Source organism: Halodesulfurarchaeum formicicum (genome assembly GCF_001886955.1).
GTDB lineage: Archaea > Halobacteriota > Halobacteria > Halobacteriales > Halobacteriaceae > Halodesulfurarchaeum > Halodesulfurarchaeum formicicum.
In genome coordinates, this window is record NZ_CP016804.1 from 1,677,179 (window position 1) to 1,703,691 (window position 26,513).

Sequence of the window (26,513 nt, forward strand, 5' to 3'; positions counted from 1 at the left end):
CACCCCCGAACGGTATGAGCGAAGCGGACGCGATCGAGCGGGTCGAGAAGCCAGTGACCGCGAGGGGGATTCGCTCGGAGCTTTCCGAACTGGGGGTCGAAGCCGGTGACACGCTGCTCGTTCACGCCTCGCTCAGTGGCCTGGGCTGGGTGAGCGGCGGTCCACAGGCCGTCATCGAGGCCCTCCAGGCCACCGTCACCGAGTCCGGCACGCTCCTCATGCCCGCCCACACGGGCCAGTTCACCGATCCCGCCGACTGGGAGAACCCACCGGTTCCCGGGGACTGGGTCGAGACGATCAGGGAGACACAGCCCCCGTTCCGCCCCGAGGCGACCCCCAGCCGAGGCGTGGGGACGATTGCCGAGGCCTTCCGAACGTTTCCGGAGGTCTCACGCAGCGAACACCCGATTTACTCCTTTTCGGCCTGGGGAAGCGAGTCGGAACGGATTCTCGAGGACCACGCGCTGGACTACGGCCTGGGCCCGGACTCCCCACTGGGCGGACTCTACGAGCGAGGCGGCAGCGTCCTGTGTCTGGGGACGGGCCATCGGACGAACACCTCGCTCCACCTGGCCGAGTACCTGGCGGCCATCGACGCCCAGGAGCGAACCCGCCGGGCGCCAGTCCTGGAGGAGGGAAAGCGGGTCGAAGTCGAGTTCCGGGACATCGAACTCGACGTGTCGGATTTTGCCGAGCTGGGGGCGGCCTTCGAGGCCGCGGTCGGGTGTGACACCGGCACCGTCGGCGCCGCCGAGACCAAACGTATCGAGCAGCGAGCGCTGGTCGATTTCGCGGTCGAGTGGCTCGAAACCCATCGCGGCTGAGTTCAACACATACATGTCTTGTGCAACCTGAGTTGTGCTCATGGATCTCCGGACGCGGACGATCACCTGGATCGGTGTGCTCTCGATCGTCCTCTTCGGGACCGTAACCGCAAGCGCCGGGATCGGTCCGGTCTCGATCGCGCCGCTTGCGGTTCTCAAGGTGCTTTTGAACCAGCTCGCCGTCCCCACCTCGCTTTCCCTGGAACCCGCCGCGCTCTCGCTTGGCGGCCTCTCGATCCCGTGGCCCGCGCTCGGCTACACCGATGTCTTCGCTTTCGAGGTCTCACAGACCTACCGGACGATCGTCTGGACCGTTCGGATGCCTCGCATCCTTCTGGGGGCGCTCGTCGGCTTTGCCCTCTCCGTGGCCGGGTCGGTCATGCAGGGCTTCTTCCGGAACCCGATGGCCGACCCCTCCATCATCGGCGTCTCCTCCGGCGCGGCCGTCGGGGCGGTGGCGGCGATCATCCTCCCGATTCCGATCGGCCTGCGCTGGGCCGCGTTCACCACCGGGATCATCTCGGCCTTCGGCGTCTATCTCATCGCGACCGAGGACGGCCGAACCCCGGTCGCGACGCTGTTGCTCGCCGGCGTGGCCGTCCAGACCTTCCTCTCCGCGATCATCTCCTTCATGCTCACCATGGGCGGGCACAGCCTCGAACAGGCGGTGTTCTGGATGATGGGCCATCTCCACAACGCGACCTGGGAAGAGGTCGGGTTCGCTGCCCTCGTGATTCCGATCCTCTTCGTCATTCTAGCCTGGTACAGCCGCGATCTCAACGTGCTGTTGCTGGGTGAGGAGGACGCGGCAACCCTTGGGATCGAAGTCGAGCAGACCAAACGCATCCTGCTGGGTGTGTCGAGTCTGATCACCGCCGCGGCGGTCGCGGTCTCGGGCGTGATCGGTTTCGTGGGCCTGATCGTCCCGCACATGATGCGGCTGATCGTCGGGCCCGACCACCGGATCTTGCTCCCGACGAGTGCGCTCGCTGGCGCGGCCTTCCTCGTGGCCACCGACACCATCGCTCGAACGGGGGCCGGTGAGATCCCGGTCGGCATCGTCACGAGCGCGCTGGGAGCGCCGTTTTTCCTCTTCCTGCTCCGTCGCCGGGAGGTGCATTCCCTGTGAGCAGTCTGCTCCCGAGCCTGGTCGATTCCATCCGGGGGACCGCGGAGCGAGAACTCGATTCGGTGGCGCCGGGCGAGCCCATCGTGGACGTGACCGACGTGTCGGTCACCCTGGGCTCGGTCCAGGCCCTGGATTCGGTCTCTTTAGAAGTCGAACAGGGTGAATTCCTGGGCGTCATCGGCCCGAACGGTGCGGGCAAGACCACCCTCTTGCGCACGATCAGCGGCGTGCTGACACCGTCCGGCGGAACAGTCACCGTCGACGGCCAGGACATTACCGACCTGCCCTCGAAGGCGAGCAGTCGGCTGGTGGCCGTCGTGCCCCAGGAGACGAGTCTCGCCTTCGATTTCACGGTCCGAGAGGTCGTCGAGATGGGGCGCACGCCGTATCGCAATCGGCTGACCCTGGAGTCAAGCGCCGACGAGGAGATGGTCACTCAAGCCCTCGAACGGACCCGGACCGCCGGGTTCGCCGACCGGGCCATCGGCGAGGTCTCCGGAGGTGAACGGCAGCGCGTGCTGCTGGCCCGCGCGCTGGCCCAGGACACACCAGTCTTGCTGCTCGACGAACCGACCGCGAGCCTCGACATCAACCACCAGATCCGGACCCTCGAACTGGTGAAGTCACTCGTCGAGGCGGGCAAGACGATCATGGCCCCGATCCACGACCTGAACCTCGCGGCCCACTACTGTGATCGGTTGCTCCTGCTCGCGGACGGAAAGCGCACGGCGCTTGGCTCGCCGGACGAGGTGTTGACCGAATCAAACCTGGAGGCGGCGTTTGGCACCGACGCCGTCGTGACGAACAACCCGGTCACCGGCTCGGTCTACGTAATGGCGCTCCCGGATGGAGCCCGGGACCGGGACGGCCCCCACGTCCACGTCATCGGGGGTGGCGGCGCCGCCGCACGCCTGCTGTACCTGCTCGCGGCCAGCGGCTACCAGGTGACCACCGGCGCACTCAACGAGGGCGACGCCGACGTCGAAACTGCCCGCATGCTCGGGATCGACGCTGTGACTCTCGAGCCCTATGCCCCGATCGACGAGGCTTCGGCCGAAAAAGTCAAAGAGGAAGTCGAGTCGGCGGCGGTCACCGTCATCCCCGATCTCGCGATCGGGCACGGCAACCTCCCGAACCTCCGGGCCGCGGCACACGCCGATAACCTGATCCTCGTCGAGGATCGCCCGTTCGAGGAGCGCAACTACGCCGGTGTCCGAGGGGAAGAACGCTATCATTCGTTGCGGGAGCGGGGAACTGTCGTCGAGTCCCGAAACGTCCTCGAAGCAGTGGAGTCCGCGATCGAATCGAGTTAGCCCTCGAGGGCCGCCTCGATTTCGGGGTCGATCGGTGGCCGCTCGTAGCGCTCACGAAGCGTCTCGACCCGCTCGGTCGCTCGCTCCGTGAGCGTCGGCGATCCGGCGCCCACCCAGGATTCGTAGTCGCCCCGGTCGCCGATCGGCGCCTCGAAGGTCGTGGCGTCGGGCAGGGTTGCTGGGTCCCGGTCGTCGAAAAACGGAGTGCCCGGCTGGGAGTTCCGGACCGTCTCGATCGAGGGGCCCGACTCGACGGCTGCCAGAAGTGCTTGCTCGTCCCGAACCCCCTGACTGAGGGCTCTGATCCGCTCTGCGTCCAGCACCGTCTTCTCGGGGGAGACGGTGGCGTAGGTGTCGAGACCACCGGTGGCGTTCAACAGGAGGTCCGCGCCCGAATCGAGTGCCTGAGCGAGGTGTGCGGTCGACTCGGCCCCACTCTGATAGTCGATCGCTTTGGCGTCGGTTCCCGCGCCGCTACCCCGACTGGGGAGATCATAGAAGTCGGCCATCTCGACCACGACATCTTGCAGCACCGCACCGCGAGGACTCCCGGCGGCCACCGCGTCGGCCTGTGGGTCATAGACCGTTCCGGAGCGGCCCAGCACCACCGGGGTGCCGGGAGTAAGCTGCTGTACGAGCACTGCGCCGAAAACCGTCTCGGCGATCACTTGCACCGCCGCTTCGGACAGCGAGTGGGGTGCTGAGGCGCCTGGAATCGCCCCCGAGGCGACGACCAGCGGTTGCCCCGCCCGGGCGAAACGAATCAGTCCCTCGACCATCGGCTCGTTGAAGACCCGGGGTGACCGGGCGTGGAGGATCCCCAGGACGACGTGTTCTGTGAGTTCTGCCGCCCCGAATGCCGTGCGGGCCGTTTCGAGGGACGCCGCCGCCTCGGGCCCGCTCCGGGCGGTCGCGACGATCGGCTTGTCGGTCGTGAGAAAAAGCGTCTCCAGGAGTTCATAGCCGACCTCGGCCTGCTCGAACCCGCCGGGATTGCCGGGGAGCGAGTAGCCCTCGGGGCTACAGAGGTCATACCCCACCACGTCGATGGTCGGTTCCATATGGACGAGTTCCGCCAGGCGCTCGAAATCCGCCATCGTGGCCCGATGGCGGGTTTCTCCGGGGCGTTTGACGTACCGTGGGCCGCGGGTGGGCGCGATCACCGGGTCACCCTCGCCCACCGTCACGCTCTTGTCCGGATCCCGGGCGCGCCAGTCGAAGCTGCTTGGCGCGGATTCGAGCGCGTCGCGGACGACTGCCGGCGGGAGGGTGACAACGGCACCGTCTGCGGTCCCCCCGGCCGCGATCAGTGTCTCACGGGCCGCCGGGTGTTCGACCCGCATGCCGGCGGTGGCGAGCACGTCGAGGACCGCCTCGTGAATCGATTCTCGGGCCGACGGGGTGAGGCGTTCGGTCACGTTTCGGACTCGCGGGGAGCGAGTATGTAACCTGGGATCAGCGGTGCTCGACGGACTCGACCAGCATCCGACTCCCGCAGTCGGGACACGCCCAGCGGTTCGTGGGGCCAAAGCCCATCTCGCCCCAGGCGACAGTCTCGTAGCCACAGCGCGGGCAGCCGAGTTCCCAGGTGCCCGGCTCCCAGTCGGCCTCGGGGACGAGTTCGAGTGTCGTCGTTCGATGACAGCCCCCATAGGCCCCCTGGCACTGGGTGTTCCCGAGCCGAGCCGGCGGGTCGTCCGGATCGACGTCGGTCACCGGCTGGCGGGTCCCACAGACCGGACACTCATAGACTGGAGAGTTCACTCGAAGAGCACCTCCTGGACGAGTTGCCGGAGTGCGCGCCGCAGGTCCCGTGTTTCGGGGGCCACAGTCACCTGTCGGTGGAACTCGCTCTCGCCCGCAGCGGCTTCCGTGGTGAGATTGACGCCCAGCACCGGGACGGTAAAGCGGCTCAGGGCCTGCCGATACCGGTTCGGGTCAGACGGTCGTCCGTCTGTCACCACGATCACGAAGCGGGTTCCCGACTCCGCCTTGAGGAGTTCACGGGCGATGTGTAGCGTGTCGGTCAGCGGCGTCCCGCCGCCTGCATCTCCGTGATACAGCCGGCCCGTCGACTGCTCGACGGTTCGATCGCCGGGTTTTGCCAGCCGGACCTCCTTGTCGAGCAGTTCGAGGACCGACACCTCGACGTCCACGGCCTCCAGCGCGACCGCGAGCATGCCCATCGCCCGCTCGGCAACCCGGACGTGCTGGCGCATGCTCCCGGACCGGTCCAGGACGAACAGGCAGTGATGGTCGGACTCGTCGGGGCGCTCGCGGCGCTGTTTCACCCGCCGGTCGCCGGTCGCAGTTCGGTGCAGCGCCGCCGGGTCGAGCCGCCCCCGGCGCTGATTCCGCCGCGTCGATCGCTTGCGCTCCTTCTGAAAGCGATTGCGCAAGACGCGGGCGAGGCGGGTCCCGTCCTCGCGGGCGGCCCTGGCGGTCGGCTCGTGGGGTGTCGGGTCGTCGGTCGGGACGACCACCCCGGCGCTCTCCAGTTCGGACTCGGCCGCCGAGACGGCGTCCTGGAGGTGTTCGATGTTCGCGGCGCGGTCCGCTGGTCCCTCCCGATCTCGCCCGGCGGCGACTTCAGCCGCGAGGTCGTCGGCGAGTTGCTCGTCGGTCACGGTCTCCACGTCCGCCGGGTCGGCCTCGGGATCGATTTCGACGTCCCGGTCGGCCGCGTCGGCTTCAGAAGCCGGCGACACGTCACCCGGTGACGAGACCGGCGATTGGTCGTGCACGGCATCCCCAGCCTGGTCGTGCTCGTTGGGATCCACTGCCGGCAGTGGCGCTGGCGACCCGATCTGCTGGCTTCGAGCGGCGTCGTCCGGCATGCCCCAGGCATCCGTACGGGCAGCGACCTGCGCGCGACCGTCGGCCCTGGCCGCGGCGATTGGCGGGCGAATCGCCTCGAAACACGCGATCGCCTGGCGGTTTCGCTCGACCGGGTCCGAAATCGTGGGGATGGACTCGGCCGTTTCAGTCACGACCGGCAGCACGTCGGTCACGAAGCGCCGCCGGTCGGTTGCGGTGTAGAAGTGATGAGCGGAATCCGCGGGGTCGAGCAGGCGGGTGAGCGCCCCCGAATCGACGGCTGTCCCGTCCAGGATGGCGAGGACGGCCGCGTGCACCAGCGGATAGACCTGCCCACCCGCAGGATCGTGGATCCCCGGGCCGACACCCGCGAGCAGGTTCGTCCGGACCTGCTCGAACCAGGGCCCGTAGTTCGGGAACTGCGTCCGGATCGCGGCCTCGATCGCGGCGTCCTCCAGGGCGTTCCAGATCGCGCCGGCGACCGGTCTGTCCCCCGACTCGATCTTCTGGAGGCGCTCCCCCAGATCGGCCACGTCGCTGTACTCCAGGTGGGCCATCACGTGGGCGATCCAGACCCGCTGAACGAGCAGGTCCCACTCCTCGGCCCGGTAGTTCGTGACTGGCTGGGGAACCCGATCACCGGAAACGACGATCGTGGGCGGCTCAATCGACTCGACCGTCGCTGGCGGGTGATCGGGCTCGATCCGGACTGAGAGCTCCCACTGACCCGTTCGGATGCGAGCGTCCCGCTGGAGCCGGTCGGCGCGTGCCGATCCCAGCCGGCGTGGCTCGCTCCCTGCGAGTCGGGCGGCCACCGCCTCCGGGTCCGAGTCAGGCGTGAGACGCATCTCAGAGTTCGGCCGTGATGGTGTCCCGGATCGTCGCCTTGTCGAGTTTGAGCGTGGCGTGCCCGACCAGCACCAGCCGGGCCGCCTCGCCGATGGACATGAACTGTTCCTCGGGCCCGGCGAGTTCGACGACCTTGAGCAGTTCACGATGACTGATCGGCGTCTCGAGTTCGTCCCGGCGGTGGGCCTCACGAAGCCGTTCGGCCATGGTCGTGAGATCGCTGGCCCGCTCGGGGTCGACGCCGGTCTCCTCGACGAGCAACTCGGCTTCCTCCTCCGGCGGGAGATACTCGATCGGCAGGACCACGAATCGGGAGCGGAAGGCGTCGTTCATCTCGCTGGTCCCGGCATACGAGAGTGGATTGGCGGTCCCGACGAAGCGAAACGCCGGGTGGATGTACCGGCCGAGGTGTTTTTCGGGGTCCCACTCGACTCCCGGCGGCAGATCTGTGAGCGTCCGACCCGTTCCCCGGAGCGTGAGACGGCGCCGGCCAACCTCCTCACAGATGGCGTGCAGATGGGAGGTAATGTCCCCCTCGGCCATGTTGATCTCGTCACCCACGAAGACCCAGCCGAACAGCGCGGCTTTCGCGAGTTCCCCCAGCACGTAGACGGTTTCCCCGCCCACCAGATCCTTCTCGCCGACGAGGTCGAAAATCGTCGTGTCCGCGCCGAAGTTCATCCGGGTGACCGGGCGGTTGGTTCGCCCCGCCAGGGTCAGCACGGCCGTGTTCTTCCCGGTCCCGGCCTCGCCCTCCAGCAGGACGGGCTTGTCCATCTCGCCCAGCGCCCGGGCGATGATCTGCTCCGAATCCCGTCCCGCGGTCATCGAAGCGGGGTGATAGGCGGTCCGAACCTCCGGCACCTGGGCCGGCCCCGGCTCGCGGACCGGCAATCCGTGATAGGTCTCGCCGGTCGGCGGGCCCACGAGGTTGCCCGTCGGATCGAGTGTCACCCGGATGCCCGCGAGGTCGTGGTACTCGCCGGCGTCGGTCTCACCCGTCATGTGGACCCTCGCCGTCGGTCAGTTGGTCCGGAGGCGGTCGGAGATGGATATGCAGTCCTCGAATCGACCATCGAATCACCCGGAGCTTTCGGCGGCGGATAGAAAGGTCTGGCCGTTTCAGAGCCGGCGGTTCCAGGTGTCGGTCTGGAACTTCGTCTCGACCAGGTCCCTGGCAGCCTCGACCGTCGCTTCGTCCAGCGAGCCCGATGTCGCCCCGAAGTGGGTGTCGATGGCCGTCTTCAGCGATTCGATGACCGTCTCCCGCGGTTCGTCGACGTGGTCCGCGATGCGGGCGACCCGCTTCTCGGCGGACTTGACCGCCTTGTCGGAGACTTTCTCCTTGCCGATCCGGAGGACCTTGAGCATCGACTCGATGTCGAGGGCGTAGCTCATCGTCGTGTGATGGAGCACCGCCGAGCCGGAGCGTAGCTGGGCGGACCCGCCGATCTTCCCCTCGGGATGGCTGATGTCGTTGAGCGGCTCGTGATGGGCTTCAAGCCCCATGTCACGCAGTCCCTCGAGCACCCACTCGTCGAGGACCGCGTAGCTCTCCTCGATATCCTCGGGCACGTCCTCCTCGGGGAGGTAAAGCGAGTAAGTGATGACGTTGCCCGGTTCGACGTACATGGCGCCACCGCCAGTGATCCGACGAACCACGTCGATCCCCTGGTCGGTCACGTAGTCGGCCGCGACCTCGTCGTCGTGGGCCTGGAAGCGGCCAAGTGGCACGGCCCGGTTCTTCCGGTACCAGAAGCGGACGGTCGGCTCGATCTCGCCCCGATCCAGCCGGTCCAGGAGCACCTGATCGAGGGCGTGATGCATCGGTTCGGAATACACACCCTCGTCGATCACGCGCATCGTCATCGGATCGCCTCCACGGTGGCCTGGGCCAGATCGGACGCCTCAAAGCCGATACACTCCGCGTCGACGGCGGCGATCTCGGCGGCCAAATCCGCGACGGAGATGTCGGCTGGCTGGCCCTCGATGGCCGCTTCGAGGTCGCTGCGGGCCTCCGGCGGTTGCAGGAAGAAATCGCCCGTGATCTGTACGTCCTCGATCGACTCCTCGAAGGTCACCGCGACCCGGACCAGTTTCCCGTCGGGTACCTTGACGGATTCGGTCGCCTGCATACCAGTCTGATGGGGCGGCGGCGGTTTGTACCCGCCGGTTCCGGCGGTCGCCCGGCACCGGTGGATTCATCCCATCGTGTCTCCCATGACCGCGTATGCCGGAATCGGAAGTGACGCTGCCGGACCGTGTCACGAGCGACATCGATCGTTTCGTCGAGTCGGGGGAGTTCCTGAACTGGGACCAGGCCGTCGAGGAGCTTTTGACCCTCGGGCTCTCGGCCTACCAGTCCGACGAGCAGAACCTGGACGAGGAGTCGGTCTTCACCGGCGCGGTGGAGGACCAGCAGGACCCGGCCATCGCGGACGACGACCCCGGTTCGGACCGGATGTACTGATCAGCCGATCGTCACCGTCTCGTCCGCGTCCTCGATGAGCGACAGCAATTCGTCCATCCCCGCCCGGGGCCGGAGTTCGTCGCCGTCCAGATCCCGGTGGTCGAGACACCGGTCACAGGCGAGGAGTTCCCCACCCTCCAGCAGAAACTTCCGCATGACACCGTGTGGGTTGACGTCGTCACCCGCCGGCTGATCGGGGGCCTCCACGCCGTCTCCGAGGAGGTAGGCCGTCACGTCGTGACCGGCGGCGAGGGCCGTGTTCCCGAGTCGGAACCCGTTCCAGATCGCGCCGGGATCGTTCGTCTCGACGATGAGTCCAAGCTGCATAGCCTGGCTTCACGCGCCCGGGTTAAGGAGTCCGCGCTCCCGGCGAGTCACAGGTTCGACTGGGTCGCCCCGCCGTCGATGGGGATCGCGGCCCCGTTTACGAATCCCGACCGGGGCGAACTGAGGAAGGCCACGAGAGTCCCCAGTTCGATGGGGTCACCGATCCGTTCGAGGGGGTTGTCGGCCCACTCCGCGAGCCCGGCCTCGTAGTCTTCCACGTCGCCACGCTCGACGGCGTCCGCGACCAGTTCCCGGATGCGGGCCGTCTCGTGTGGCCCGGGCAGGACGGCGTTCGAACGGATTTCGGGGGCCAGTTCCTTCGAGAGTGTCTTCTCCAGGCCGATCACGCCCATGCGAACCGAGTTCGAGAGCACGAGGGAGTCAATGGCCTCCTTCACGCTCCGGGAGGTGATGGTGACGATGGTGCCCTCGCCTTGCCGGAGGTGGGGTTCGGCTCGGCGAACGAGCCTGACCACGCTCATAAGGAGGAGTTCGAAGGCGGCCTCCCAGTCCGTGTCCTCGGTCTCCAGGAAGGGCCCGGCTGGTGGCCCTCCGGCACTCGTTACCAGGTGATCCAGGCCACCGAAGGCCGCGACAGTTTCGTCGACGAGCGTGGGTCCGGCGTCCGGATCGGTCAGATCGGCCTGGATCGTGTGCACCGCCCCAGGGCCGGCGGCCTCGATGTCCTCCCTGGCCGCGGCCAGTCGGTCGGGGTCCCGGCCGTTGATCGCGACGTCCACGCCCTCGCGGGCGAGCGCGATCGCCGAGGCCTTTCCCAGCCCACTTGAAGAGGCTGTCACCAGTGCCGCGTTGCCCTCGATGTCGAGATCCATGAGCGTTCGAGACGACCGATCGCCAAAAGCGTTGAGCCACTTCCGGCCAGACTTTTGACCGGGGCCGTCATTGCAGGGGATATGGGATCCGGGCATGGATGACGGAACCACGCTCCGCTCGGCGCTGTTCGAGGCAAGCGGAGCGCTGATACTCGGGATCGACGCCGCCACTGGGGAGATCGTCGAGGCCAACGAGCGGGCCAGCGAAGTCCTCGGGCAGTCACAGGCGGACCTCCTGGGGTCGACGGTCAGCACGGCGACGGGGTTCACCGACCTCGAAGCGATGCTCGCCCGAGTGCCAGCCCCCGATGCCAGCCACGAGTTCACGACGACGGGCCTGCATCCGGACGGCGCTCAGTCCCCAGCGGTGACACTCACCCGTCGGCCAGTCGCCCACGACCGGGATGAATACATCGTGCTGACCGGGCAGGTCCATCCCGACGGAGAACCCGACGAGGGAGAGTCTGCGGTCCGATGGAACATTCTGGAGGATTTGATCGAGCAGATCAGCGACGCGGCCTTCGTCCACGACGAGGCTGGCCGTTTTCGAGCGGTCAATCAGGCCGCGATCGACCTGCTGGGTTACGCGGAGGACGAACTGCTGGGGGCCGATCCGTCGCTGTTCGATCCGGCGGTCTCCGAGTCCCACCTCGGGCCCCGGCTGGCGGAACTCGAACGCGAGGAGTCCGTGCAGTTCGAGGCCACCTACGTCACGGCGAGTGGAGAAGAAGTCCCCGTCGAGATCACCTCGTCGCTGCTTTCCTGTACGGACCAGCGGGTCATCGTGAGTGTCGCACGGAACCTGCAGGCCAAAAAACAGCGGATTCGAAACCGTGAGCTGGCCGAGACGCTGTTCGAGGACCACCGGGAGGCCACCTTCATCGTCGACGTCGACGAGGAGTTCACCATCGAACGGGTCAATCCGGCCTACGAGGAGGCGAGCCCGCTTTCGGCCGCCGACATCGAGGGGAAGACCCCCCGGGAGATCTTCGGGGCGAAGCGGGGCGGGGAGATTGCCGATCGGTATCGACGCTGTGTGGAAAATCGGGAGTCCCTCGACGTGGAACAGACCCTGGAGATGGACGGCCGCCAGACCCACTGGTGGACCCGACTGGCGCCGGTCGTCGTCGAGGACGAGGTGCAGTACATCGTGGGCTCGACCCGGGAGATCACCGACCGCAAGAACCGGGAACGACAGATCGAGACCCACCTGCGTGAGGCCCAGCGGATCGCGAACATCACCAGCTGGTACTACGACCTGCGGGACGTCTCCGGCAACGAGCGGTTCACCGGCGAGAAGTTCATGGGCCAGGTCCACCCCGCCGACCGCGACCGCGTCGAAGGGCAGTGGGAGCGGGTCCTCGAATCCGGGGGCAGCTACGACATCGAATATCGGGTGAAGTTGGGCGCGGAGATCCGCTGGATGCGCGAGAAAGTCGAGTCGTTCAGCGAGCCCGGCCACGCGGAGCCCGTCGAGGCGATCGGAGTCGTCCAGGACATCACCGACCGCAAGGAACGGGAACTCGAACTCGAACGCTACGAGCTCTTCCTGGAGAGCATTCAGGACGCCGTGACCGTGATCGACGCCGAGGGACGCCTCCAGTACGAGAGTCCCGGCATCGAGGCGATCGTGGGGCAGTATCCCTCCGGCCGGGTCGGTGCGGACGCCTTCGAGTTCATCCATCCGGCCGACCGCGAACTCGTCAGAGAAGAGTTTACCCGGCGGTTGCACGGCGACCAGTCGGTCGAGCCCCTGGAGTACCGGATTCGAACCACGGACGGATCCTGGACCTGGGTGGAGAGCCGCGGGCAGGCCCTCCTCGAGGATCACGACTTCGAGGGGCTGGTGGTCACGAGCCGTGACGTCTCGGCCCAGAAGGAACAACAGCGCCAACTGGACACCCTCATCAGCAACCTGCCGGGGATCGTCTACCGCTGTAAGAACGAACAGGGCTGGCCGATGGAGCTGGTCCGCGGCCGGGCCAAAGAGTTGACCGGCTACACGGCGAAGGAACTCGTCTCGGGGGCGGTCAACTGGGAGGAAGCGCTCGTCCATCCCGAAGATCGAGCGCGAGTCAGAGAACAGACGAGCGCCGCCGTCGACGCCGGGCGGCCCTTCACGGTGACCTATCGGATTCGCACCCGCAATGGCGAGGAGAAGTGGCTCTGGGAGCAAGGCCAGCCGGTCACCCAGATCGGGGCCCAGGAGCCGAAACTGGAGGGCTTTATCACCGACATCACCGACCGGAAGCGACGCGAGCAGGAGCTCGAACGGCGCAGCCAGCGCCTGCACGAGTTAGTGGGGGCGACTCGCGAACTGTTGACCGCGAAGTCGAAACCGGCCCTCTACGAAGGGGTCATCGACGCGGTCTGGGAAACCCTCTCTGTCGCCCGCTTTGCCGTGCTTGGCTACGACGAGGCCGCTGGCGTGTTGCGGGCCCAGGCCGTCTCGCCGGCAATGGAGACCCCCGCCGACGCCGTGCCCCCGATCGAACCCGGACAGAACTCGATCTGGGAGAGCTACCGGGCACAGGAGACCGACCGCCTCACGATGACGGACACACCCTGGGCCCCGGCGGAGGGGACCAATATGCAGGACCTGCTCGTCGTCCCGATCGGGGCCTTCGGCCTCCTGCTGGTCGGGATCGAGCCGGACACGACCGTGTCTGCGGACGACCGACAGTGGCTGGAGCTCATCGCGACCAACGCCGCGGCCATCCTCGAACGCATCGAGCAGGAACACAAGCGCCGACAGGCCGACGAACAGCTCCAGACCCAGCAGACCCGCACGGCCGAATTGACCGACCTGCTGAACGCCGTGGAGGCGGTCCAGCGGCGCTTCGCCGAGAGTGACACCCGCGAGGAACTCGAGGCAAGTGTCTGTGAGGAGGTGGTCAGGACCGACCCGGTGGACTTCGCGTGGATCGGCCGGCCGGAGGCAAACGACGCCGAACTCACGCCCGCTGCCTGGGCCGGCGAGGACCGGGGCTATCTGGACGCGATCGACACCACGACCGTCGACGGGGCGCGCTGTCCCGCCCAGCAGGCCGCCGACGACCACCGGCTGCGAAACGTCTCACAGATCCCGCGGAACGTGCCCGAACAACCCTGGGCGACCCAGGCGCTGACCGGGCGATTCCGGTCGGTGCTTTCCATCCCGCTGGAGCAAGACGACGTCCTCTACGGCGTGTTGACCGTCTTCAGCCGACAGGCCGAGGCCTTCGGTGACCTGTACGAGTCCCTGCTCGCGGACGTCGGGTCGCTTCTGGCGACCTCGATTCGCACCGTGACCATCCGGAACGCCGGCGCGGAGTCAGATACCGTCGAGGTGGAATTTTCGATCCAGGACCCTCAGTATCCACTCTACCGGGTGGCCGAGCGTACCGACAGCGAGATCCGGTTCGAGACGATCCTGGCGACGACCGACGGAACGGTCACGGAGCTCTGGACGGTCCTGGACGGGGACCCGGAGGCGGTCTTCGAGGCAGTTCAGGAGAACACGAAGATCGTCTCGGCCGACTGGTTTGGCGCCCCGGAACACGGGCAGCTAACCGTCGAAATGGCCAAACCGATGCTCGCGGACGGGATCAGGGACCACGGCGGCCGGCTCGCCGAAGCCATCGGGACCCCAACAGGCGCGACGGTCACCCTCGTTCAGACCGCGGAGCAGCCGGTTCGGCCGGTCATCGCCTGGGTGAGCACCCAGTACACGGACGTCGAACTGACGGCCCGGCGAACCCGAACGCCCCAGGATGCGGGGCTTTTGACCAGCACGAGTGAGCTGCTGACCGACCGACAGCGTGAGATCCTCCGGGCGGCCTACTACGGCGGGTACTACGAGACGCCAAAGCAGATCACGGGCGAGGAGCTCGGGACCAGTTTCGACATCTCGCGTCCGGCCGTCTACAAACACCTGCAAGCGGCCCAACGTAAACTCCTGCGGGCACTGTTCGACGACGGTGCAACCCTCCACAGTTAACGTACTAAGTTTGGTAGCTGCTGTTTTGGTTTCCATGTTAACCATCGATTTGAAGGCCGATACCGCAGTCATGTAGACCAAACCAATGTATCAGGCCGAACCCACCGTCGTCGCCAGGCGGTATCTCGACGAGAACCTCGACGTCCTCGAAACGGACTGGGTCACCACGGACCAGGCCCAGTCCGGGACCGCGCCGGCCGACCTTCGGGACGCGATCGAGCGGGCCGAACGCGAGGAGGTAAGCCGACTGCAGGACACGGACCGCGAACAGGTCGAAATCGAACTCGACTCCGCCCCGAGTTCGGGCCAGCGCCTCCGTCTTTTCGCCGAGGAGTACACGACCGGCGCGGAGACATTCGAGGGCGTGGTCGAGACGTTCATCACCGAGCCCGATCAGCACGCCAGGGTCGTCAAACCGACGGACGAAGAGACACTCGAGGCCGCACTCAAGGCAGTGCTGCACGAGGCCGCCGCGAGCGGCGTCGTCGAGGAGGACCAGTGGGAGATCGCGGCCGACGGCGGCGGGACGTCTTGGACGGTGCAGGTCGATCCCAAGTAGGTTCAAATCGGGGTCTACCGGGTCGCCGCCTCGATCGCCTGATCCAGATCCGCGATGATGTCCGCGGGGTCCTCCAGGCCGACCGAGAGCCGGATCATGTCGGGTTTCACCCCCGCAGCGGCCAGTTCTGACTCCGAAAGCTGCTGGTGGGTGGTCGAGGCGGGGTGAATGATCAGCGTCTTCGCGTCCCCGACGTTCGCGAGAAGGCTCGCCAGTTCGGTCGATTCGGTCGCCCGCTGGGCCGCGTCATAGCCCCCGTCGATGCCGAAGGTGATCATCCCGCCGTACCCGCCATCGAGATAGCGATCCGCGTTTTCGGCCGTCTCGTGGGTCTCCAGTCCCGGGTAGTTGATCCACTGGACGGCCGGGTGATCATCGAGGTACTCCGCGACGATGGCCGCGTTCTCGCAGTGCCGGGCCATCCGCAGCGGGAAGGTCTCCAGTTTCTGGAGGGTGACCCAGGCGTCGAAGGGGGCCTGCTGGTTCCCCAGATCGCGCAGCCCGCGGGCGATGGCGGCGTTGGTGAAGGCCGCGTCGCCGAAGCGTTCGGCGAAGTTCACACCGTGGTAGGCGGGGTTCTCCCCGCCGATTTCGGGGTACGTCTCGGCGTGCTCGGCCCAGGGGAACGACCCGCCGTCGACGATCACGCCGCCGACGGTCGAACCGGCCCCGTGGAGCCACTTGGTGGTCGAGTTCCAGACCAGGTCCGCGCCGTACTCGATGGGGTTCGCGAGGTACGGGGTCGCGAAGGTGTTGTCCACGAGCAGCGGCGTGTCGTTCTCGTGGGCGATCGCCGCAATCTGCTCGATGTCCGGGGTCACCAGCGCCGGGTTGCCGATGGTCTCGATCAGGACGTAGGCGGTGTGTTCGTCGATGGCCTCGCGGTACGCGGCGGGCGAGAGCGTGTCGACGAAGCGGGTCTCGATCCCCCGCCGGCTCGCGGTGTGGTTCAGATAGGTGTGGGTCCCGCCGTAGAGCGCGGAGGCGGCGACGATGTTGTCACCGGCCTGAGCCAGCAGGAAGGTGACCAGATCCAGTGCGGCCATGCCGGAGCCGGTCGCGACCGCACCCACGCCGCCTTCGAGGCTGGCCAACCGCTCCTGGAGGCTCTCGACGGTGGGGTTGCCCAGCCGGGAGTAGATGTAGCCGGGTTTCTCCAGCGCGAACTGTTCGGCGGCGTCCGCGCTGTCCTCGAAGGTGTAGGAGGTCGTCTGATAGATCGGTGGCGCTCGCGAGTGGGTCGCCTCGTCGGGGGCCTGCCCGGCGTGGATCGCGCGGGTGTACAGGCCCGGCTCGTCGTCGGTCATCACTGGGAGGAAACGGTGGCCCCGGCATAAACTCTGCGAATGAAGCAGGTGGAGAAAATGCCCGGGGGTAATTGCCCGGATGCAGCCGGGCGGCTCGAACGGGGGTGAAAAAACGGGGGAAAACTGGGACCCGACCGGTCTGCTCGGGCTTATTCGAGCGGGAGAACCTGCTGCACTTCGATGATCTCGTCGCTCGGGGCCATCTCGGCCGCGCCGGACTCCTCGTAGATCTGCTCGACGGTCGCGACGTCGGGGGCCTCCCACTCGCAGATGCCCATGCCCTCGTCGTTGGCGAAGGTGCCCTTGAACTCGACGTCGTCGTAGTTCGATACTGTCTCGACGACGTTGGCCTGGAGCTCTTCGAGTTGCTCCTGGGTTGCGTCGGGGAGTCGACCTTCGTCGGAATACCGCATCGTGATGATTCGTGCCATTAGTAACTCACCAGGAACATGTTGGGTAGCGAGCACCATAATGTTTCTGTCGGAGGCAACCCGGTCGCGTGGCGCGAAAAATAAGCCGCTCGCTCGGACCGGTTTCGCCGGTCAGTCGTGGTTAGGCGTGTCGCCGAAGTGCCAGGAGCGCCGCCCCGATGAGCGCGACCAGCGAGAGTGAGATCCCGAATCCGGGGGTGTCAGTTTCGGTGGTCGTCTCGGTGGGCGTCTCCGTGGTCGTGTCGGCTGGCGGTTCCGTCGTCTCGGTCGGCGTGTCGCCCGTCGCCGTCGTGGTCGTCACGTCCTCCTGGGCGAGGACCGCGTAGGTGGAGAAGCCCACAGATGGGGCTTCGACGACCACCGGGCCGTCAGTACTGACCACGGTGGTGTCGAGTTCCTCCCACTCGTCGTCACCCAGGTGGGCGACGACCAGGCCCGACGGCGTCACACCGAGTTCGTCCAGCCGGGACTGGGACACCGACAGCCGGACCATGTCAACACCTTCGCCGTCGCCGTCACTGAAGGTGATCTCGGCAGCCGAGACGAACTGGCGTGCCTCGGGCACCGGCTGCGGCGGGTCCTGGAGTGCCTGGACCGAGACCGAGCCGCTGAGTTCGGTCTGGGACTGGAAGCCAACAGCCACGAGGGAGTCACCCTCGATGGCGACTTCGGCTTCCGTGCCGCTCAGACCCTCTTCAACAGGCTCGCTGGGCGGGGCTGTGGTGGTCGTGGTGGTCTCAGTACCATCGTCAGCACCACCGCCACCGCTCGGTGCCCCACCGCCACCGGTGTCACCATCGTCGGTGTCGCCATCATCGGTGTCGCCGTCGTCAGCGCCACCGTCACCGGTATCGGTCTGGATTTCGACATCCAGGTCGCGGTTATCCACCGCGGCCGACTCCCAGGTGATCGAGGCCTGGTCGTCGCTCTGGGTGCCGGTCGTTCGGATCGTCACTGTTTCGCCCGACGCCTCATCGTTCGGGTCGGGGACTTTCAATTCGTAGTAGCCGTCGCTATCGGTGGTCGTGGAGACCAGGACCTCGCCGTCGTGGACCGCTTCGACCGTGACGCCATCGACGGCGTCGCCATTCTGGTCGGAGACGGTTCCGTACACCTCGTTGGGTGCGACCGGAACCGCCGCGGCCGTGCCGGCGATGACGAGCATCGCCATGGCGAGGACTGCGAGGGTCCGCAATCCACCGCGTGTCCAGCGTGTTTGGTGTGTCATCTATGTGTTACCCCCAAAGATGGTGGAAAGTTGGTGGTTGCGGTTTACCGGTCTCCGAACGGCGTCTCGCCGTAGACTTCGTCGTCAGTGACGAAGACCCAGTAAGCTTCACCGGGCTGGAAGCGGTCCTCGGGGGTGACCAGAGTGTACGACCACTCGCCATCTGTCTGCTGGCCGTACGCACTATTCACAGATCCATGGACCGATCCAAGAGCGATTTCAGCGTTCTGATTGCCTTCCTGCCAGTGACCGACGAGGTTCCAGCCTTCCTGGAGTTCGGTCTGCTGCGGCGTGGCGGAGGCAGCGCTGTCACCACCATCGGGCGTGTTGTAGACGTTCACGTCCCAGGTGGTTTCGCCGTCAACCTTCACGATGTAGCCGACACCGCCTTTGAGTTCTTCGAAGTCGTCATCGTGGTCTTCGTTCGGCGTCCACGTAGCCCAGTTGCCTTCGACCGAGCGGTCGTAGGTCATGATGGACTCGACGTTTGCCAGCTCCTCATCCGAGAGGTCGGAGAGGGACAAGCTACCAGTGGCGGCCGGAACGGAGACGAAGTTGACACCCTCCGAGAGGTGATACTCGTGAGTGTTAAGGGTGGTAGACGCACCCGCACTCACTGGAGTCGCATCGTTGACGCCATAGAACTCGGTCAGACCGTCTCCACTGAACGAGAGAGATGGCGCATCGCCAGTAGCCACATTGTCACTGATCTCGAAGAACACTTCACCAGTTTTCGTCGGATCAGTAGTCGAGTAGTCCGAGTGGACAGTGGCAACCTGATCCACGCCGTCGATCTCAATCTCCCAGTTATCAGAGACTATGTCAACCGGTTCGTTGAACTGAACAGCAATCGCAGTGGCCCCACTTCCGGCATTGACGACCTCCGCATCGACCGGGTTGGGATCCTCCTGATCAACCGTCGCTCGGTCTTCAACGTAGTACCCGTCGTTTTCAGTGGCGTCGTAGGACTGTCCACCGACAGTCTCCACGGACTTCAGAGCAGCCACATAGCTGCCGTCTCGCGGGACCTCTTCGTCAACGAACGTGTACGTGAACGCCCCGTCCGTCTCGGAGACCTCGAAGTCCGACTGATCGAGTTCGGTGATCTCGTCGTCACCGTCGAACTCAACGAGATCGCCGTCAGTGAAGTAGTCGATTTCGAAGGATTCGAGTTCCTCACTGGTCGTGAAGCTGACCTCGACCGAGCCGTCGTCGCTGGTGACCTCGTAGGACGAGAGATCCACGATTTGCTCTTTGACAGTGACAGTGTCCGTGTTATGGTTCTCTTCCGAATCGTAGAGGGAGACCTCAACTTTGTCCTCGTTGAGATCTGCTCCCACGAGCGGCGAGTCAATCGTCACCATCGCACTGCCATCACCGGCGTCGTAGGTGACATCAACAACCTCGTGATCCTCGCCACTGACGTTCACGTACGTGAAGTCATCAACGGTGAGGTCTTCTTCGGACTCGTTGTACACGTTCTCCGAGAAGCGCACCTCGAAGCTCGTGGTGCCGTTGGACGTCCAGATACCGTAAGCGTTCGGCGACTCCTCGTCCGAGAGGGTAACTGCAGCCCCTTCGACGCTAGATCCGACATCGTTCTCGACGTCTTCTGTCGCCGTCACCGTGACGTTTTCGTTGCCGATATCGTCCGGTTCGATCGGATCCTGCACCGTAAGCCGGACCCGCTTATCATCTAGCCATTCGGAGTCCTCGAACGTGAGGTTACTCAGCTCGTAGCTTTCACTCGAATTGGCGTCGTTGACCGATTCGTCGAAGGCCACGACGATCTCGTCCGTGCCGGCGTTCGTCGACGCGGCAGTGACCTCCGGTCGCACAGTGTCTTTGGTCACCGTCGTCGATTCGGACGCTTCGTTCTCACCAGCATCAACAAGGTCGACTGCGACAGAGACATTACCATCTTCGAGTTCACTCGCGTCGAAGTTGAAGTCGTGTGGGCCTTCAACAGACGCGGTCGAGTTGACCTCGGTCTCGTTCGGTCCGGTCAACGTGACCGTGACCTCGGACACCTTCTCGTCGCCGGTGTCCACGGTCAGGTCGTAATCCTTGACGTTGTCAGCGTTGATCGGATCTTCGATGATCGATGCACTCGGTGGCGTGGTGTCTTGGAGTGCGTCAGTCTCATCGCTTGCCGCATCGCGCGGTCCGGCGTAGTCAGGCTCTTCTATCGGTTCTTGGAACTGAAGCGCGCCGGAATTGACTTTGATGGCATCTCCTGTGCTGTCCATCCCGCTCCTGACATCCTCATAGGCAAGATCATCGTTCAGAGTCAGGAGGATGGTATTTGGTGAAGTCTGTTCTGCGGCAACAATCCCACTTGCTCCGCCCTCACTGAGGTCCCAGTAGGAGAAGTCATCGGCGCTAACTTCACCATCTGCAGCCTCAACTGGCGCAGTGAATGTGACTTCGACCTGGCTTTCCGTTCCGGCCATGAAGTCGAAGTTATCTACGGGACCGAGACCCGGTTCGAACTCCTGGACCTCTTCGTAATTGTAACCGCCCAGAGGCACCCATTCGTTCGAAACGTCCTCTAGAGCAGTAACCACATCAATTTCGGCCGTATCGTGGATAGCGCCCTTGCGGACACTCACCAGATCTGCCTCCAGACCGTCAGCAGAGACATCCTGGTCCAGTTCGAGCTCCACAGTTGCCGGGCCCGTTTGAGTGGCACTTTCGATGGCGCTCGCGCCACTAGCGCTGACATCCTGGTACGCGAAGTCGTCAGCGCTGATAGTGCCGTCTGCAGCCTCAACGGGCTCACTGAACGTGACCGTCGCCGTCGAAGTCCCAGCGTCCGTTTCAACGGATTCGATATACGGCGCTTCCGCGTTCACGTCCAGAGCGCCAAATTCTGAGAGGGCGTAGTTCTGGAAGCCACTCTCGTCAGTCGCGGTGACGACGACGGTGTAAGCCTCGTTGTCAGCAATTGTTTCGGGCACGGTGATGGATTCCGTGTAGGTGTCTCCATCTTCCGTGGGCGTGTACGTCAAGTCGGTCTTGACGCGTTCCTCCGTATCTTCCTGCACAAGGATGATATCGACGTTGGTGACATCCGTCGCATCAGAGAGATCGAATTCAACATTTGCTGAGTCACCGGGTGCAATGTCGTCCTGTGGGGAAACTTCGACGTTGCTAATACCTGGTGCTTCGTCGTTGATGACCACCAGTTCCTCAGTCGGGTTGGAGGAGTACTGGTTTTCGGCGGCGTCAGTCACGCTAACTTCGACCGCGTACTGATTATCCTTCAGACCACCTTTATCGCCGAGGTCCAGCGTGACCGTCTTCAGCGTCCCATCGTTGGCGTACTGGCTGTCGTCGATATCGAACTCGTAGGTATCGTCATCACTAACGAGCTTGACCGTGACATCCTCAACGCCATCCGGGATGTTCTCGGTGTACTTGTACGCAACCTGGAGCGTGTCGTCCGACTGCTTGATGTCCCGATTGGACGGCTCCACGACCTCTATAGCGTCCGGTTGGGTGTCGTCAGTGATCCCTGCAGTGAGTTCGTCCGTGTCTTGCTGAACGTTATCGAAGCGGTCGGAAACGCCAGTCGCTTTGATCTGCTCACTGTCGTCGATTTCGTCGCTGGTGACCTCACCATCGAGGTGCACCGTTGCGGTTTTGGTTTCAGCAGTGTGATCGACGCTAACGACGGACGCATCACCCGAGTAGGTGAAGTTGCCCGCCGTCAGTGCGTCACCGTTCTCGTCCACGACCTCCTGGTCGAAGCCGACATCGATGGTCGATGCATTCTCACCGACATCGTAGTTCGCCGAGTCAAACGCGGGTGCGTCCGTCTCGTCGAACGTGCTGTTCACTGCCGGAACGACCTTGTCTTCAGACTGGACACTCTTGAAGACATCCGGCTGAATACTCAGGATGTCAGTTCCAACAGCATCCTCAAGGACATTGTCTTCGAGTGTGACTGAGACGTCCCGATCACCATCCACATCCGAGACACTGGTGACGTAGTTCGTCTGACCGCTCACGTTCTCGTACGCGAAGTCATCAGTCGAGATGTCTACGTTCGCGGTCACCGGCCGGTCGAACGTGATTGTCAGCGAGTTGCTCGGCGTATCCACGTCATCAACTTCGACGTGTTCGATGCTCGGAACGATCGGCTCCTGGCTGGTCAACGTCGCAGTGGCGGAATCCACTGTGTCACTTTGGGTCGCAACATCGCTGGTGGATGTAGCCTTGACAGAGACATCCTTTGTGTCGTCGACATTGACTGTGTAGTCGAGCACACGGTCAGCATCTTCAGTCAGGTCGTCACTGAGGTTTACGCCAACCGTCTTGGTGGCGGTAATTGTCTCATTGTCGACGACCTGAATGTTGTCGAAGCTCCCACCAGTGATGTTGCCGACTTCGTTGTTCACGTACGTCTCAGCAGAGTCGTCATAGTACGTGATGTCGTATGTCACCAGATCGTCGGCTGAGTCGATGGTAACGCCATTGAGGTCCTCCGCACTCGGATCAAGTGCACCGGGATCCTCGACTTCGGTTACCGAGACGTTGTAGGTGACATCGACTGTAACTTCCTCACTCGTGTCGTTGAGATCGGCAGTTGCAGTCACTTCCTCGAAGTTGACTGAACCACTCTCATCGTTGTTGTTGATTGCGACCGGTCCATTGTCGGTCGAATCAACGTACTCGTTACCCGCAAGGTCAGTCACAGTCACGGAGACGTTGTACCGACCGTCGGCCAACGATCCAGTGTTAAAGGAGTCGAAGAGCTGAGCTTCGAAGCTTTTCACAACACCGTCGTCGACATAGAGTGACTCGTCGACGGTCATGTTCGCCACCGCACCGGACTCGTTCGTCAGCGACACCGTCACTTCGTCAGTGTTGTTCTCAGTGTATCCGTACGAGATTGGTAGGCCGTCATTATCTTCGTATTCCTTCGGCTCGGTGGGCGAGAGGAGGCTGAATCCTTCCGGACTGGTGTCGTCGAGGAACAGCGCGTCCTCGAAGGTAGCAGTCGTCGACTGTCCAGGCTCGTCTTCAACGGTCACCGAAAGGTCGTACAGCGTCTGGGTGTCGAAGCTGAAGTTCTCATCAACCTGAGTCGGGAGAACTTCGTTCTCGTCAGCAGTCGCGTCCTCCGAGACGTTCAGCCTCAACGTTGCAGTATTGGCAGTCTCTCCCCCAGTGTTGTCTATACCAACCTGGTACTCGGCGATATTGCCCTCATCGTCGGTCAGCTCAACAGTTGCATCGCCAGCAACGTTCAACTCATCGACAGTGAACCCAATTTCCAGAGTTCCGTCAGTCGGTGCAGCGGTCGTTTCGGCCGGATTCGAGACTGTTACGTCGGGCGCAGTATTGTCGACGGAGATCGATCCCGTCGTCGCACTGACACTGTTCCCAACGTCGTCAGTCCCGACGGCCTTTATCACGAGGCTGTCCGTATCTTCGACACTTTCGGAATCGAAGCTTTCAGAGACCTCGGTAAACGTACCATCCTGAGCGCCAGTCGTGTTGATCGAGTAGGTGACGGAGCCACTATCGGACTCAGCACCGCTCACGTCGAAGTAGGTGCTAAGGTCAAGGGTCCCGTTCACGATCTCTCCAACGGGCGCGTCATCACTTACCGTAACGGATGGTTCCTCTGTATCGACGATTAACAGTGTCTCATCGTCGAATGAGGTTTGGTTGAACGCAACTTGGGCGTTATCGGCACTGTCAATACCATCAGAGACATCGACGAAGACCTCGGTGTCTTCATCGTTGTCTGTAACCTCACTAGCGGTGACAACTGACAGATTGGCGTCTGTCGCGGATTCAACTTCGTTGGTGCCAATTTCTCCTTGTCCAAGTCCAGCGAGCGTAACGGTTGAGTCCGTTTCTAGTGCCTCGCTGAAGGTGACATTGACTTCAACATCAGTCGGGACATCGGAGTTGTTAATCACCGACTCATTGAGGGAGATGTCGGTGACGATCGGACTTGCGCCATCGACCGCACGCTGTGTCTCCTCCACTGTCGGCCCTGTATTACCAGCAGTATCCTCCAACGAATTCTGTTTGACCGTCAGCTCCGGCGCCACTGCCGTGTCTTCAGAGGGAAGTCCCTCAATGTCGAGGAAGATGATGTTGTCATTATCGACCTCACCGGTCTCCCAAGACGTAATCGTGGCATTCGGATCAGTGACTTCGAAGTCGTCAGTCTGAACCGAGTTGTCGTTTAGGTCGTCGTTGAAGTCAACCTTTAGCTGATCTACGGTCCCATCCTCGTCCGTGTCCAGAGTTGTGACCGTACTGTCCGACAGTTCTGGCGGGACACGGTCGACGTCCAGAAGACGCTCCGGACCGTCATCGGCCGAGTTGAAGTCGATGTTGCTGTTACCAGCATCGTCTTCCACAGCGTCGGTTACTTCAACCGCACCGAAGTAGTCAACCCCAACATCACCACCAAGGTCCGCAACTGTCGTACCGGAGAGAGTGTCGTTATCGATGGAGCCGTCAATCGACACCTTTCCGTCATCGGACTGGCGGGTTAGATCGGGAGTGACTTGGAAGGTCCCTCCGTTGGCGGAGCTCACCGATTCCGAGAAAGTTACGGTGATTGTTGGGCTCGTTGGTGCGTTTCCACTGTTTATCACAGACGGCTCGGCCGAGACGTCAGTGACGACCGGTTCTGCACTGTCCGTGATTTTCCTGGACAGATCACCCGCGCTAAATTCACTTTCGGACTTGTTCAGGTCCGAAATCGTTGCCGAGAAGGTGTCCAGTACTCCAGTTCCAGTTCCTGTGAGTTCGTTGTCGCCCTCATATTCGAGAACAATTGTCTCGTCAAAGGCCGTTCCAGTCTTGATCTCGCTGGGGTTTTGCCCGTCGATGCTGAAGTCCGTCTTGTCAAGTTTCTCGTCGTCAATGGCTTCATCGACAGTAATCGTCACGTTGTCGATGTTGCCGTTGTTGTTAGTGTCGGTTATCTCAGCCTCCTGAATCACCGGACTTCCAGATGTGTACACGGCGTTAGCCGATTGATTGCCATCGCTGTCGAGGTAGAACGGAACGTAATCAACGTTTGCGGAGATGGACGCGCCATCACCATCGGCCTCGCCGCTTGGGCCTGTTCTGTCACCCCACCAGTTATAGGCGGCGTCTACTGTTCCAGATCCATCAGTTGCGTTGATTCCATTGCTTACGTCATCGATATTGTTCTGGGTGACAACGATTCCGGTGCCCGCATCAGCGTCAGCACCAACATCCACGCCAGTTGAGTCGGTTTCCAGCGTAAAACCGGAAACTGTCACTCCTTGGGAACTGATGGAGACCGCATCCCCACTTTCGGTTGCATTGATGGTCGTCGCGTCAGCACCAGCCGTCGATTCGAGCGTGACGTTCGCCGTATCGATGGTCACGCTCTCTTTGTAGGTGCCCGGAGTAACGAGAATCGTGCCATCTTCTGTTGTCGTATCGACAGCATTCTGAACCGTGTCACCCGGGCCAGTGGCTGTAATTCCAACAGTCGCTAGATTAATCCTATCGACTCCCGTGTTGTCTTCGAGAACCGACAGTGCAGCATCTTCCAGATTCGTGTAACTGTTTATCGAGCCGATTTCACCATTATTCGTATCAATGGATACGTCACCGGTTGAGTCGGTAGAGTCGTCATATCCGGACAGGTCGTTATTTTCAATTACGACGTCACCGACCGAGTCGACACCAAAAGTAAATATTGGGTGATCGTTTTTCGGGTTCGTTCCACTTAACGTGTTATTCCGGATAATGAAGTCACCCGACATCTGACCCCCAATCGTGCCACCATCAACATCGTTGTTGATGATGGTCGACGAGTCAGCAACTACGTTTATAACCGGGTTAGTATTCGAAGAGCTTTCAGTCCGATTGAAGTCTAACCCATTGACGGTGACGTCATCAGATTCAATCCTGAGCCTCTCGTTGCTGGAGAGACTAATCTCTGGATTTTGTCCATCCGCAGCACGGATGGTTACGTTATCTACAGAGACTGTTATTGTTGAGGTTTCAGGGTAATTACCCTCCTCAACAATAATAGTGTCACCAGGGCCAGCATCACCGTCCCCAGTGACGTTGGTTTCGAAATCGGTCAGATTATCCACTGTGATCTCATCGCCGGATTGCGCTACCGCTGAGCCAGTGAAAGCCACACCTGCGGCCATCACGGACGTGACCATAATCAGCGCAAGGAAGATCGCACGTGCCTTCTCCCGTCTACTACTCATGCTCCCACCTCCGTGGGAATCATGGTTCCCGATTCGACTGTCACATAGCCAGTACCTGACCGTGATACTGGACTAGTACCCGTCGTAATCTGCCCCAGCGAACGCGAGACAGTCGCCCCGAATACGGAGACGACCATCAGCGCCGCGAGGAAGATTGCGCGGGCTTTGTCTGTATAGCCTTCGTTCATGGTTGGTTTGTGTTTGAATGCAGAC

Annotated in this window: 19 protein-coding genes; 6 read left to right on the forward strand and 13 right to left on the reverse strand. The window is 63.1% G+C overall.

Annotation, left to right across the window (positions count from 1 at the left end):
- Positions 1-14: 14 nt before the first annotated feature.
- From HSR6_RS08700 to HSR6_RS08710, 3 genes are read left to right on the forward strand one after another with little or no spacing between them, the layout of a single operon-like run.
- On the forward strand, positions 15-824 hold the full coding sequence (locus tag HSR6_RS08700) for an aminoglycoside N(3)-acetyltransferase (RefSeq protein WP_071933372.1): 810 nt from the start codon (positions 15-17) through the stop codon (positions 822-824).
- A 40-nt stretch (positions 825-864) separates the two neighbouring features.
- The gene (btuC, locus tag HSR6_RS08705) at positions 865-1,953 is read left to right on the forward strand and encodes a vitamin B12 ABC transporter permease BtuC (protein ID WP_070365508.1); all 1,089 of its coding nucleotides are present in this window, start codon (positions 865-867) and stop codon (positions 1,951-1,953) included.
- Between the two features lie 29 nt (positions 1,954-1,982).
- A complete protein-coding gene (locus HSR6_RS08710) occupies positions 1,983-3,266 on the forward strand; it encodes a heme ABC transporter ATP-binding protein (protein WP_449271676.1) in 1,284 nt (427 codons plus the stop codon).
- Here HSR6_RS08710 and HSR6_RS08715 read toward each other — a convergent pair.
- The 6 genes from HSR6_RS08715 to HSR6_RS08740 form a co-directional block, all read right to left on the reverse strand.
- Positions 3,263-4,684 (reverse strand): trimethylamine methyltransferase family protein, encoded by a 1,422-nt coding sequence (locus HSR6_RS08715; RefSeq protein WP_071933373.1) that lies wholly within the window; start codon positions 4,682-4,684, stop codon positions 3,263-3,265. The two genes, HSR6_RS08710 and HSR6_RS08715, sit on opposite strands and share 4 nt — an antisense overlap.
- Positions 4,685-4,721: 37 nt before the next feature.
- Positions 4,722-5,030 carry a hypothetical protein gene (locus tag HSR6_RS11025; protein ID WP_071933374.1) on the reverse strand — a complete coding sequence of 103 codons (309 nt, stop codon included), beginning with the start codon at positions 5,028-5,030 and terminating at the stop codon, positions 4,722-4,724.
- Positions 5,027-6,931 carry a VWA domain-containing protein gene (locus HSR6_RS08725; RefSeq protein WP_071933375.1) on the reverse strand — a complete coding sequence of 635 codons (1,905 nt, stop codon included), beginning with the start codon at positions 6,929-6,931 and terminating at the stop codon, positions 5,027-5,029. The genes HSR6_RS11025 and HSR6_RS08725 overlap by 4 nt, the downstream gene beginning before the upstream one ends.
- Before the next feature lies 1 nt (position 6,932).
- Positions 6,933-7,937, reverse strand: a complete 1,005-nt coding sequence (locus HSR6_RS08730; RefSeq protein ID WP_071933376.1) for an AAA family ATPase — start codon at positions 7,935-7,937, stop codon at positions 6,933-6,935.
- A gap of 117 nt (positions 7,938-8,054) precedes the next feature.
- Positions 8,055-8,801 (reverse strand): lipoate--protein ligase family protein, encoded by a 747-nt coding sequence (locus HSR6_RS08735; RefSeq protein ID WP_071933377.1) that lies wholly within the window; start codon positions 8,799-8,801, stop codon positions 8,055-8,057.
- A complete protein-coding gene (locus HSR6_RS08740; protein ID WP_070365954.1) occupies positions 8,798-9,067 on the reverse strand; it encodes a hypothetical protein in 270 nt (89 codons plus the stop codon). Before HSR6_RS08740 ends, HSR6_RS08735 begins: the two co-directional genes overlap by 4 nt.
- A gap of 95 nt (positions 9,068-9,162) precedes the next feature.
- On the opposite strand from HSR6_RS08740, the gene HSR6_RS08745 reads away from it, so the two are divergent.
- Complete coding sequence (locus HSR6_RS08745) at positions 9,163-9,402, forward strand: DUF7120 family protein (RefSeq protein ID WP_070365514.1); 240 nt, start codon at positions 9,163-9,165, stop codon at positions 9,400-9,402.
- Here the strand turns inward: HSR6_RS08745 and HSR6_RS08750 are convergent, their stop codons facing one another.
- On the reverse strand, positions 9,403-9,729 hold the full coding sequence (locus tag HSR6_RS08750) for a DsrE family protein (RefSeq protein WP_070365515.1): 327 nt from the start codon (positions 9,727-9,729) through the stop codon (positions 9,403-9,405).
- Positions 9,730-9,776: 47 nt separating this feature from the next.
- On the reverse strand, positions 9,777-10,562 hold the full coding sequence (locus HSR6_RS08755) for an SDR family oxidoreductase (protein WP_070365516.1): 786 nt from the start codon (positions 10,560-10,562) through the stop codon (positions 9,777-9,779).
- A gap of 94 nt (positions 10,563-10,656) precedes the next feature.
- Between HSR6_RS08755 and HSR6_RS08760 the strand changes: the two genes are divergently transcribed.
- Together HSR6_RS08760 and HSR6_RS08765 are read left to right on the forward strand one after the other, a co-directional pair.
- Entirely contained in the window at positions 10,657-14,541 is a 3,885-nt protein-coding gene (locus HSR6_RS08760; protein WP_071933378.1) for a PAS domain S-box protein, read from the forward strand.
- A gap of 85 nt (positions 14,542-14,626) precedes the next feature.
- Positions 14,627-15,100, forward strand: a complete 474-nt coding sequence (locus tag HSR6_RS08765) for a hypothetical protein (protein ID WP_071933379.1) — start codon at positions 14,627-14,629, stop codon at positions 15,098-15,100.
- A 14-nt stretch (positions 15,101-15,114) separates the two neighbouring features.
- On the opposite strand, the gene HSR6_RS08770 is transcribed toward HSR6_RS08765, so the two are convergent.
- The 5 genes from HSR6_RS08770 to HSR6_RS11430 all read right to left on the reverse strand — a co-directional run bounded on the left by HSR6_RS08770 (position 15,115) and on the right by HSR6_RS11430 (position 26,488).
- Positions 15,115-16,407, reverse strand: coding sequence for an O-acetylhomoserine aminocarboxypropyltransferase/cysteine synthase family protein (locus HSR6_RS08770; RefSeq protein ID WP_071933380.1), 1,293 nt, complete (start codon positions 16,405-16,407; stop codon positions 15,115-15,117).
- Positions 16,408-16,556: 149 nt separating this feature from the next.
- Positions 16,557-16,838, reverse strand: coding sequence for a nickel-binding protein (locus HSR6_RS08775; RefSeq protein ID WP_071933381.1), 282 nt, complete (start codon positions 16,836-16,838; stop codon positions 16,557-16,559).
- A gap of 121 nt (positions 16,839-16,959) precedes the next feature.
- Positions 16,960-18,066 carry a carboxypeptidase-like regulatory domain-containing protein gene (locus HSR6_RS08780; RefSeq protein ID WP_071933382.1) on the reverse strand — a complete coding sequence of 369 codons (1,107 nt, stop codon included), beginning with the start codon at positions 18,064-18,066 and terminating at the stop codon, positions 16,960-16,962.
- A 44-nt stretch (positions 18,067-18,110) separates the two neighbouring features.
- Positions 18,111-26,300: a beta strand repeat-containing protein gene (locus HSR6_RS08785; RefSeq protein ID WP_071933383.1), complete on the reverse strand. Its 8,190-nt coding sequence runs from the start codon at positions 26,298-26,300 to the stop codon at positions 18,111-18,113.
- Positions 26,297-26,488: a surface glycoprotein gene (locus HSR6_RS11430; RefSeq protein ID WP_071933384.1), complete on the reverse strand. Its 192-nt coding sequence runs from the start codon at positions 26,486-26,488 to the stop codon at positions 26,297-26,299. Before HSR6_RS11430 ends, HSR6_RS08785 begins: the two co-directional genes overlap by 4 nt.
- Positions 26,489-26,513: the final 25 nt, after the last annotated feature.